Annotated in this window: 11 protein-coding genes; 6 read left to right on the top strand and 5 right to left on the bottom strand. The window is 57.0% G+C overall.

The features are described from left to right. A partial coding sequence (gene mnmD, locus HUJ17_RS00975; protein ID WP_290508951.1) for a tRNA (5-methylaminomethyl-2-thiouridine)(34)-methyltransferase MnmD occupies window positions 1–760 on the bottom strand: 760 nt, incomplete at its 3' end. A gap of 16 nt (window positions 761–776) precedes the next feature. Continuing rightward, window positions 777–1,610, bottom strand: coding sequence for a hypothetical protein (locus HUJ17_RS00970; protein WP_290508950.1), 834 nt, complete (start codon window positions 1,608–1,610; stop codon window positions 777–779). Window positions 1,611–1,718: 108 nt separating this feature from the next. Between HUJ17_RS00970 and HUJ17_RS00965 the strand changes: the two genes are divergently transcribed. Beyond that, window positions 1,719–4,277 carry an ATP-binding protein gene (locus HUJ17_RS00965; protein WP_290508949.1) on the top strand — a complete coding sequence of 853 codons (2,559 nt, stop codon included), beginning with the start codon at window positions 1,719–1,721 and terminating at the stop codon, window positions 4,275–4,277. Here HUJ17_RS00965 and HUJ17_RS00960 read toward each other — a convergent pair. After that, on the bottom strand, window positions 4,267–4,560 hold the full coding sequence (locus HUJ17_RS00960; RefSeq protein WP_290508948.1) for a hypothetical protein: 294 nt from the start codon (window positions 4,558–4,560) through the stop codon (window positions 4,267–4,269). The genes HUJ17_RS00965 and HUJ17_RS00960 overlap by 11 nt on opposite strands. A 234-nt stretch (window positions 4,561–4,794) precedes the next feature. Here HUJ17_RS00960 and HUJ17_RS00955 point away from each other — a divergent pair, with 234 nt between their 5' ends. From HUJ17_RS00955 to cmoB, 3 genes are all read left to right on the top strand, one after another. After that, window positions 4,795–5,241 (top strand): hypothetical protein, encoded by a 447-nt coding sequence (locus HUJ17_RS00955; RefSeq protein WP_290508947.1) that lies wholly within the window; start codon window positions 4,795–4,797, stop codon window positions 5,239–5,241. Between the two features lie 111 nt (window positions 5,242–5,352). After that, a complete protein-coding gene (cmoA, locus tag HUJ17_RS00950; protein WP_290508946.1) occupies window positions 5,353–6,084 on the top strand; it encodes a carboxy-S-adenosyl-L-methionine synthase CmoA in 732 nt (243 codons plus the stop codon). Further along, complete coding sequence (gene cmoB, locus HUJ17_RS00945) at window positions 6,084–7,052, top strand: tRNA 5-methoxyuridine(34)/uridine 5-oxyacetic acid(34) synthase CmoB (RefSeq protein ID WP_290508945.1); 969 nt, start codon at window positions 6,084–6,086, stop codon at window positions 7,050–7,052. The genes cmoA and cmoB overlap by 1 nt, the downstream gene beginning before the upstream one ends. A 103-nt stretch (window positions 7,053–7,155) precedes the next feature. Here cmoB and HUJ17_RS00940 read toward each other — a convergent pair whose 3' ends face one another. Continuing rightward, a complete protein-coding gene (locus HUJ17_RS00940; protein ID WP_290508944.1) occupies window positions 7,156–7,848 on the bottom strand; it encodes a diguanylate cyclase in 693 nt (230 codons plus the stop codon). Window positions 7,849–8,066: 218 nt separating this feature from the next. Here HUJ17_RS00940 and HUJ17_RS00935 point away from each other — a divergent pair, with 218 nt between their 5' ends. Continuing rightward, window positions 8,067–8,390, top strand: a complete 324-nt coding sequence (locus tag HUJ17_RS00935; RefSeq protein WP_290508943.1) for a hypothetical protein — start codon at window positions 8,067–8,069, stop codon at window positions 8,388–8,390. A 188-nt stretch (window positions 8,391–8,578) separates the two neighbouring features. On the opposite strand, the gene HUJ17_RS00930 is transcribed toward HUJ17_RS00935, so the two are convergent. Continuing rightward, the gene (locus HUJ17_RS00930) at window positions 8,579–9,334 is read right to left on the bottom strand and encodes a hypothetical protein (protein ID WP_290508942.1); all 756 of its coding nucleotides are present in this window, start codon (window positions 9,332–9,334) and stop codon (window positions 8,579–8,581) included. 264 nt (window positions 9,335–9,598) lie between these two features. Between HUJ17_RS00930 and HUJ17_RS00925 the strand changes: the two genes are divergently transcribed. Then, on the top strand, window positions 9,599–10,778 hold a 1,180-nt coding region (locus tag HUJ17_RS00925; RefSeq protein ID WP_290508941.1), incomplete at its 3' end, for a hypothetical protein.

Here is a 10,778-nt window from a genome sequence, read left to right as displayed (position 1 = left end):
CCACCAGGATATGTCCCGCAGCCATGGCGGGCCGGATTTCCCCGCCGTCGATCTGTCCAACCAGCATGTGCCGCTTGTGGCCGAAGCCGTCGCGCTTGTGCATGGCAAAGCCGGCTTCCGCTAGCCCGCGGCGGACAAAGCCGGCGGCGGTAAAGGTGGCCAGGGTGGTGCCGGGCCGACTCAGTCTGGCCAGCTGCGCGAACAGATCCGAGTGCCACATGTCCGGATTACGGGCTGGGGCAAAGCCGTCCAGAAACCAGGCATCCACCGGGTGGTGGAACTGGGGCCACAGGGATAGGGCGTCGCCCTGGAGCAGAGTCAGCTGTACACGGGGGTGCAGCTGGAGGCGGTGGAAGCCGGGAGCCGGAGCCGGGTACTCTGCCAGTAGCCTTTCCGCCAGAGAGCTCAGGGCAGGCCAGTGGGCTAGGGCCTTGGCCAGATCTGCCTTTCGCAATGGATGCTTTTCCACGGAGACCAGGTGCAGACGGGCAAGGTTTGGGGCGTGTTCCAGAAACTGCTGGGCGGCCAGCAGGCAATTCAGGCCAGTACCAAAGCCTGTTTCACCGATAACGAAATTACCACCGGCGGGCAGTGCGCGAAAGCGCTCCGGCAACCGGTTGCCCTGCACAAAGACGTAATCACTTTCCGCCATGCCGTCCTGACGGGAGAAATAGGGGTCGTCAAAGTCCACTGCTACCGGGGTGCTCTCATGCCAGTCAACGGTGGCCGGCTGGATGGGTGAGAAGGTTGGGTTTGTCATGGTTGCAGACCGCAAGCTACAAGTTACAAGCTACAACGCGAATCCCGGTTTGTCTGTGTTGCAACACTGGCGTCGCGTTCAGAGTTTGGGCGTGGCTTGTCGTATTCAAAAAAGACAGGACCTCATCCAGTCCAGAATCGCGGGCAGAGAGTAATTGTTCTGCCTGGCGTTTATCCGCGTTGTAGCTTGTAGCTTGAGGCTTGTCGCTGTCTTTCTGTGCCGCCTTGAACTCGGCCAGCGCCCGCTTGCTGTGCTGTAACAGCCAGAGGGTGTTTTGCTGGTAGCTGGCATTCTTGATACGGATATAGACGCCATCAATCAGCGTGACCAGCAGGGACTGGTTCTGGATTGGGCGTCCCTTCTCCACCCAGCGCATTTGTGCCTGGGCGGAGGGGTGGCCCTCCAGATCCAGCAGGGTTTCGCTGACAATGGTTAGGGCGTTTGCGCTGTCTTGCAGAGCCTGGTTTACCCGCCTTTGTCGTAGCTCGCCGTAATAACTGGCAACGGCACGCTCTGCGGGCATGTTATCCCAGCCAGCGGGCAGACCGGTGACTGTCAGTGATAGCTGTTCTTTTTTATCGTCGCTCCGATAGTGCAGGGTGCGACCCCGTTCGGAGCTGATTTCTCCCTCCAGATTCAGCCCGGCCAGTTGCTGGGGAACCTGGAAGCTGGACAGATCTATTGCCTGCGCGCTTGGGGCTACCGGTCGGCTTTGTTCGCTGCTGATCCCTGTGTTTATCTTGCGCAGCTTCTTGGCAGCAGGGGGCGTGTCGTTACTGGGCTGCGTGCTGCAGGAAATCAGGCCCAACAAGGCGATCAGCGGCAAGAGATAGCAAACTTTTACATTCATTGTCGGTTTCATGAGGCAAGGTGTTCCGGGTTTCCCTGATGTGACGGCGACTTTCTGGTGGCACAATACAAGATACCCCGTGAGAATACCCTTTATAGGGAAAGGCGGATGGAAAAACCATCACATAACGGTATGCGCACCGGCGTTGCTATGGCACTGCTGTTTGCCATTATTACTGTTCCCTTTGTCATTGCATCTTTCCTGATTATTCAGCACCGCCTGGACCTGCTGGCAGGTTACAAGACCATGCAGGGTGATCTCAGGCTCTTCGAAAGTGGCCTTGTTGCATTCTCGCCCCTGGATGACATGCGTGACCTGGCACCAGTGATGATCCATACCCAGCATCCGGAGATCGTGTCCCGCTTTGGACTCAGTGAGGCGCGGGCCGACAGTCGGTTGCAGGCCTTTCTGGAAAGGGTGCGCGAGCGGGATATTCCCGGCCTTAATGATCAGGCGGGGCTGCTGAGTGAAACCTGGTCTGGACTGACGGTGAAAACCGGGATTCCCCTGGAAGATGTGGCGGGTCCTTACGATAACGTCAATCGCATCGCCCAGCGTCTGGCCAATGCCCTTTCCTCGGTGCTGATTGCTTCGGATATGTCAGTGGGGGAGGGCCTGGAACCCAATGAAGTGCTGTCCTTGACCCTGGGGTCGTTTCGGCAGGCGCAGAACGACATTGGCTTGATCCGTGCTCTGGCGCTTTATGTCAGCCAGCGCGGGGGCTACCTGGGGGACAATGATGCTCGCCGGCTGGAAAATGCCTGGCAGCGGCTTCAGCAGCAACTTTCAATTATCGACAGCGAGATCAAGGCGCTGTCTGCAAGAACCGGTGCTATTGAGTTGCAACAGCAATGGCGATTGGTCAAGAACGAACTCCAGCGGTTTCTGCTGTGGTCCGAGCAGGAGCTGATTCTGGCGCCCCGGATCCAGGTAAGCTGGGAGCAGGCCTATGATCGCAGTCGCAATGCCATGCAATCCCTGGAAGGATTGTCAGAAAGCCTGGTAGAGCTGTCGGTTCAGCTAGTGGACCATACTCGCCAGGAAAAGCTGCGAGGCACCATTTTTCTGATGTTGGCGGTACTGTTGCTGTATGCCCTGGTGCTGGGGTTGGCACTGCTGGTCTATCGCTCTAATTCCCGCGCCATCAGCGCCCGGGCTGAAAGCCTGGCCAAAGGCCAGTTCCTGGCTCGAATGAGCCATGAAATTCGCACACCTCTCAATGGCGTGATCGGTTTGGCGGAGCTGTTACGTGAAACCGATCCCAGCCCACGGCAGCAGGAATATATCAGCCTGATCGACAGTGCCGGGCGCACACTGACCGCGCTAATCAACGATGTACTGGATTTCGCCAAGATTGAGGCCGGTAAATTGCAGCTGGTGGAGGAGGCATTTGACCTGCCTCTGCTGATGGCTGAATGCGCACAGATGTTCAACTTGCCTGCCAGTGATAACGGCACTCTGGTGCTGCTCGACATGGACAGCAATACCCCTTCACGGTTGGTGGGTGATCCAACCCGGCTGCGTCAGGTGTTGATCAATCTGTTGGGCAATGCGGTCAAATTCACCCGCAATGGCAGGGTGGTGCTGTCTCTTTCCTACCGTCAGGTCAGCAATGAACTGCCCCTCTTCAGCTTTGCCGTGACCGACACCGGTATCGGTTTGAGTCAGGAAGAGCAGGCGAGATTGTTTCAGCATTTTGCCCAGGCCTCGGCGGATACGGCTAAACGTTTCGGTGGCACGGGCTTGGGGCTGTCCATCAGCCGGGAGCTGGTGGCGCTGATGGGGGGGGATATCCATGTGGAAAGTGCTCCTGGCAAGGGCGCCCGGTTCAGTTTCAGTATTCAGATGTCGGCGGACAGTGAAGAAGTCCCCACTGTGGAGCAGGAGGCGCCACCGGCTTGGCTGTGGGATGTGCAAGGGAATCTGGCTGACTGGATGCAAGCCGATCCGCGGTTCAAAGCGGTGCACCGGGTCAGCAATAGCTCGCAGTTGGCCTCACTGGGCTCGCTGGAAGGAGCCAGTGTGCTGTTGATCAATGGTATGCCAGACCGGGAGTTGCTGGAGGAAACCGTGCAACTGGTGCGGATCAGTCAGGTGCCGCTGCAGATTCTGTTACTGACCGGGATGCGCAGTGAGGTCCCTGACTGGTTGCCCCAGCAGGTGCAATTGTTGCGTCGCTCGGTACTCACTGTGAACGAACTTAAACAGTTGCTGGGCAGGCAGGCGCCCAGCAGTATTCCCATCATCTCCCAGGTTGAAGGGGAGGAGGCTGTTGCAGCATTGCGTGTGCTGGTAGTGGAAGACAACCCGGTCAATCAGATGGTCACCAAGGGGTATCTGGAGCGACTTGGCATCAGCCGGATTGATATTGCCGAGGATGGTGCCCGTGCGCTGGAGATGTTCCGGGAGGCGGCGGGTGGCTATGACCTGGTGCTGATGGATCTGGATATGCCAGTGATGGATGGATTTACCAGTGCCGGGCGAATGCGTGATAGTGAGGAGCGTGAACAATGGCCCCCTTGCCAGATCCTGGCGTTGAGTGCCCACGCGGTTTCTGAGCTGGGAGGGCGGGTAACGCGTTCAGGCATGAACGGGCAACTTATCAAGCCGCTTTCGCTGACCGCTATGCGTGATGCCATTTCTCAGTACCTGAAGATCAGGGCATAAGGTACTCGAGAAAATCCTGGAAGGGGAGAGGCATCAAGGGTGCCAGCGCCAGTAGTAACCCCAGTATGACAAGCACCAGCAACTCCAGGCGCCAGGCCCTGTGGTGTTGCCAACCATGAACGCACAGGCCGATGGCCGTCAGAGCCACGCCGAAGTGAAAGCTGGCCATGCTTATCAGTTGCCATTGCACATCATGCAGGGCAAGAGCCAATCCACAGAGAATCAGACATAAGGCGCCGCCGGTCAGGGCACTGACGGGGCCATGCTTCCGAAAAGCGGTCATATAGATATCTCCAGTCGCGCTAGTGATCTTGCTTGAAAGCCTAAGCAATAGTTATGCCTGTTTGAGGTTAGGAGTCTAGGAAGGATTGATGACTGCCGTATGAAGGCGAAATATTGCATTTCGTCATTTTTTCGCCATCTTTATGTATGATTATTGTTAGATTGTATAGTGTTTAATTCGTATAATTCGACTCCGACAATTGTGTTCTCGGGTTTTGGGATAGAGGGATCCTTCATGCGTTATCTGTCTTTTGTCCTGTTTGCTGCCATGGTGCTGCCGGTCCATGCACAAATCAGTACCGGTATGAGCGAGCGGTTGTGCCTGGCGGCGAGCCAGGAGAGCGCTTTCGGTGCACTGGTCGATGATCTGATTGAAAGCGATGAGCTGGCGCTGACCTCCGGTGAGCAAGTGCTCTCATTATCCTGTCAGGATGGTAGCAGCGTGCTGGAAAAGATGGTGCTGACTCGCCAGGCAGAGAATCTGGAGTACGCCGTGATCGACCTGGGCCTGAATCTGACCGCCTCCCGGGTGGCTCTCCATGGGCAGACCTTGCCACTGAAAGAAGCACTCAAGCGCCTTGGCGAGCAGGGTGATAGCGACGTTCAGGATTTTGTGCAGGGGTATTTGAGCGATCTGGCAGACGAAGACTTCAACCCCAACCTGCGCGTCAGTCTGAAATAAGTGAAACAATGGACGGCTGGCTCTCGCTGCCGGCCGTCAGCCGTCGTCCCCATTTCTACCCGCCGGTATCACCCGCTATAATTCGCCCCGCATTGTGATACCGGAATCCCTATGTCTGATCAGCAGGACCGCATTTACGCCACTGCCCACCAGCAGGTGACCCGTTTCTCGTTCGATGACACCGTAGTGCGTGTCTTCCCGGATATGATTCGCCGTTCAGTGCCGGGCTATCCCACCATTATTGACATGATCGGGGTGTTGGCGGCTCGTTACGCCCAGCCGGATACCTGCCTCTATGATCTGGGCTGTTCACTGGGCGCCGCAACCACGGCCATGGCGGCTTTGACCGCCGGCCAGGGCAACCGGCTGATTGCCGTGGACAATTCCGCGGCCATGATCCGCCAAGCCCATACCCTCATTGAGGAAACCGGACAAAGCGAGCGTGTCACTCTGCTGGAAGGGGATGTGGCGAGCATGGACTTTGAGGTGTGCTCCATGGCGGTGCTCAATTTCACTTTGCAGTTTATTGCCCCGGACAAACGCGATGCCCTGATTCAGCGCCTTGCTGACGCCACCGTGCCCGGCGGCATTCTGGTGCTGTCGGAAAAAATCCGCTTTGCGGACGATGGGGAGAATACCCTGCAGACCGAGCTGCATCATGCCTTCAAGCGAAACAACGGCTATTCGGATCTGGAGATCAGCCAGAAGCGAACTGCACTGGAGAACGTGCTGATACCGGAAACCCTGGCCGATCATGAGGCACGCCTGCGCCAGGCCGGTTATCGGGAAATTCATGTCTGGTTCCGCTGCTTCAATTTCATCTCTTTGCTGGCGGTACGCTGATGTTGAAAGACTATCTGCAGCAGTGCGAAACCGCGTTGCGGGAACTCTATGCCCAGCCCGAGCGGGATGCGTTGATGGCGCTGTGCCGTGAGCGGCTGCTGGACAAGCCCCATGGTGATTTGCCTCGCTGGCTGGCGGCGCTTACCGCATTACCCGAAGGGCCGGCAGACTGTGATTTTGCGTCGGACACCCTGCGCATCGGCAAGCCCGGTGACGTCGACCGGCTAGACGTGAAAGCGGCCCTGGAGGGCCTGATTCCCTGGCGAAAGGGGCCCTTCGATTTCTTCGGTGTGCACATTGATACCGAGTGGCATTCCGACTGGAAATGGCAGCGCGTCGCGCCGCATTTGTCTCCCTTGACCGGGCGTAGGGTGCTGGATGTGGGCTGTGGCAGTGGCTACCACTGCTGGCGTATGGCGGCTGCCGGTGCTGAGCAGGTGGTGGGTATTGATCCGACCATCCTGTTTCTGGTGCAGTACCTGGCCGTGCGCCGCTTTGCGCCCGCCACCCCGGTCTGGTTTCTACCGTTGCGCATGGAAGAGCTGCCGGCGCAGACAGAGAATTTCGATACGGTGTTCTCCATGGGCGTGCTCTACCACCGCCGCTCCCCGCTGGACCACCTGCTGGAACTGAAAGCGGTGCTGAGCGAAGGGGGAGAGCTGGTGCTGGAAACCCTGGTGGTGGAAGGCGACGCCCAGACCGTGCTGATGCCTGAAGACCGCTATGCGGCCATGCGCAATGTGTTCTTCCTGCCCTCCGTGGCCATGCTCGAACGCTGGCTGCGGCGCTGCGGATTTGTGGATATTCGCTGTGTGGATGAAAGCAATACAACGGTGGAGGAACAGCGGGCCACTGACTGGATGCGGTTCCAGTCGTTACCGGATTTTCTGGACGCGGATGACCCGAGGCTGACCCGGGAAGGCTACCCTGCTCCGCGGCGGGCAGTACTTATTGCCCGCAAGCCCTGACTTCGGGCGGGGTGTTCTGCTGGAAATCAGATTTCACCACAGCGGGGTAGAGGGTTTTCTGAGACATTACTGATACGGGGGTAATCGCAGCGTGCCGTAATGCTCACATCGCCCGAGCCTGAGTTGAGACTTCCAGCAACTGATCTACCAGCTTTAGCCGCAGTTGCTCATCCAGCACTGACAGGGCAGGGGACAATACCTCCATGAGCGAGGCCTGATTTGTGCCATTGGCCAGCTCGAGCAGTTCCCGGGACAGCCGGTCGTGTGTCCTGGGGCTGCATTGCAGGGCGTCCAGTTGTTTGCGCGCCGGTTCGGTCAATGATATTGCAGCGGTGTCTTTAGTGTCTTTCAGAGTATTGAAGGCGCGGTTCAGCAACTGCACCACACCTTCTTCTTCCCGCGCGCTGACACAGTGCACGCCAATGCGTGCTGGCATGGAAATGCAGAACTCATCGAGCTCGAATTCCTGGCTGCTGAGCCACTGTTGCAGCCGTTGCGCCATTGCCAGGGCGCCGTCCACGGGGGTGACAGGCAAGATCATGAACAAAGACTGCCCTGACTGGTAGCTCAAGAGCCCGTCTTCACAACGCTTGATGGCATGCAATTGATGCAGCACGTTGGCAAGAAGGCGTTCAATTCGTTGGGCGCCGATATCGGCTTTAATGGATTGTAGCTCCTGGAACTGGACTGCGAGAATGCTGAGAGGCTGCTGATGTCGCCGGCAAAGAGACATCGCCTGGTCAATCATTTGCTGGCTATGGCTGCTTGCACGGCTGATGGTTGTCACGGCAGTCATTGGGTACCTCGGAGCCACACATTAAGATGACGTTCCTTTCTTGGGAGCGTGAATCAGCTCTTAACTGTGGGCATCCTTTCCCGTGTATTTCACTGTAATGATTTCCCACGGGGTGGGCATCGGGCGCATACTTTATTTAACAACAATGTCTGGCTCTGTTACCGAAAATGTTTGTTTATCAGCCAATTAGAGCGGACAAGTAACGAGGAAGTGAAAACATGTCCATGATCTGGGTAATTGCAACGGCCGTGCTGAGCTCGGCCATGACTCTGGCTGTGGTGGCGCTGTGGGGGCACTTCTACTTCCAGCCCCGGTTGCGTGACAGTATGCAAAAAGAGCTGGATGAGCAGGTAGAAAAGGCGGCTCAGGTGCTTTCGTCACGGGTGGAAGAAGGAGTGCGCCGCGGTCTTGTGGACGGTGTCCGCAATCTGGATACCCGGGAAGTGCTTGAAGGTGCCAGCCGCAGCCTGGCCCGTTCCAGCGCGGAGCTGGTCGGTGAGCGTCTGGGGCAGATTTTTGGCGCACCCAGAAAGAATAAATAAGCTACAAGCTACGAGTTACACTTGTGAGATAGGAAAAGGGTAGAGCCTTCCTCGGGGCTCTACCGCAGGGTGATCAGGAATAACTGAGCTCGACGGGTTCAGAAAGATGGCGGATAGATTGATCTCTATACCCTCGCTACGCTCGGTTCGCGGCTCGAGCGCCGTTCCTACAGAGAGGGCGCTCGGCGCTACAGCCTGTCCCTGGTTGGCAGCAGTCGCGCAAGCAGGAAGGCAATACCGAGGCTGAGCATGGCAAGGGAAAGCACATCCTGCTGCAATGCTTGCCAGGTGGTTTCCCACAGGGTGGAGGCTTTCAATAGCGACAGCAGAATAAGCAGGGTACCGGTGAGGGTGAAGAACTGGTCCAGTTTGCGGGCTCGTCGCAATTCTCCGCGCAGGTGACGCAGCTCCTCAAGGATGTCTTCCTGAATCAATTGCTGACGAGCCACCTGTTCTGCCAGTTCTCCGACCTGCTGAGGCAAGGTGGCCAGCTTCTCCAGCCATACCGGGTCTTCACGGCGCAGCAGGTCGAGCAGCTCCTTGAGCCGGACATGGTCGTCGAGCCAGTTGCGAACCAGCGGCCACAGGCTGAAATTCTCTACCAGCTCGGTGAGCTGGGCGATTTGCCGTTCGCTGCCGGTGACACGCAGGGACTCGTGGTCAGTCAGTGGCTCGCTGGCAAACAGCCAGTGAACCATGGCTCCCAGTGGCCCCCGCACACGAATGTCCACGTTGCCTTCGTAGTCGGTCAGCAGCTCCACGCCATCTTCATAGATCAGCACATAGAGAACCCAGAGCGGGCGCTCAGCACGAATCCGCACGACAGTGCCGTGCAGGGCGGCTAACCTGTCGCGGCCGGGCTGGTTGCCTGTGAGCGCCTGATTGAGTGCGCTCTCCAAACCACCGAGCACAATCAGCTGGGGAAAACTACCGGTCTGAGGCATAAATGACGGAAAATCCTGTCCTGAAATGGGGCCGTGTTGTCGTTTCCGGTCCCGATTTGTTGCCAAAAATTACGTTATCTTGCTTATATTTAGAGTGCCAGCTACCTATACTAGGGACTTTTATAATAAAGGGCACCTCCCATGATAGGTTGCTGCCTTCAAACGACATTGGCTTTTTAGACCGGGATTGGCGAAAGCGGGATATGTTTGTCTTGGCACTGTCGCGTTACAGTGCATAAGCCCTTGGAGGGGAGTTGTTTTTCAATGCTGGAATCATTGCTTTCGTACCCGGACTTCTGGAAGTACGTCAGTATACCTTTCATCGCCGGTGCCGTGGGGTGGATCACCAACTGGATGGCCGTCAAAATGACGTTCTATCCGCTGGAATTCATTGGTATTCGGCCTGTTTTCGGCTGGCAGGGGATCATCCCTTCCAAGGTCGAAAAGATGGCAGGTATAGTGGTCGACAAGGCCCTTTCAAAACTGGGCAGTCTGGACGAGTTCTTTCGCGAGATGGAGCCGGAAAAGATATCCGCCCACCTCACCCGCACCATCCAGCTACGTATCGAAGAGTACACCGATGAGGTGATGACCGAGCGCAATGCTGTGCTCTGGGAGAATCTGCCCCTGTTGGTGCGAAAGCGTGTCTATGCCCGCGCACGCCGGGCAATTCCAGCGGTCATGGACAATGTGGTTGATGACATCAGCCGCAATCTGGACAGCCTGGTGGACATGAAGCACATGGTCATCACCCAGATGAGTGAAGACAAAGCGCTCATGGTGCAGATGTTCCAGGAAGTGGGTGATCCTGAATTTCGTTTCATTACCAATTCCGGTTTCTACTTCGGTTTCCTGTTCGGCCTGATTCAGGTGCCGGTGTTCATTTTTGTACCGGAAAACTGGGTGTTGCCGTTCTTTGGGTTTATCGTCGGTATCGCCACTAACTGGCTGGCTCTGAACCTGATTTTTCGACCGCTCAATCCGGTAAAAATCGGCCCTTTTCGCATTCAGGGTCTGTTCCTTAAGCGACAAAAGGATGTGGCCGAATCCTTTGCCCGTCTGGCTACGGATGAAGTGATCACCCTGCGCAATATCATGTACCAGGTGGTCAATGGCCCCCGTGGAGATCGCACCAAGGCACTGATAAAGCGCCATCTCAAGCCGCTGCTCAATGGTGGTGTGGTGCGTACCGCTGCCCAGCTGACGGTGGGGCCGGAAGGTTATGCGGACCTCAAGAAGGCAGTGGAAGATAAAGCGGTGGATCTGGCCGTAGAGCCGTTTGAAGACCAGGGTTTTAATAAGGAACGGGGCCTGATTGTCGAGAAGCTCATGGCTGAACGTATGCAGGCCCTCAGCTCGGAAGAGTTTCAGGACCTCCTGCGGCCAGCTTTCCAGGAAGATGAGTGGATTCTGATCGTGGTGGGCGGCTTCCTCGGTGCTATGG

Origin of the sequence: Alcanivorax sp., from assembly GCF_014762765.1 — a bacterium.
Lineage (GTDB): Bacteria > Pseudomonadota > Gammaproteobacteria > Pseudomonadales > Alcanivoracaceae > Alcanivorax.
The sequence above is the reverse complement of the archived record's forward strand: the minus strand, read 5'-3'. Positions and strand labels throughout refer to the sequence as shown.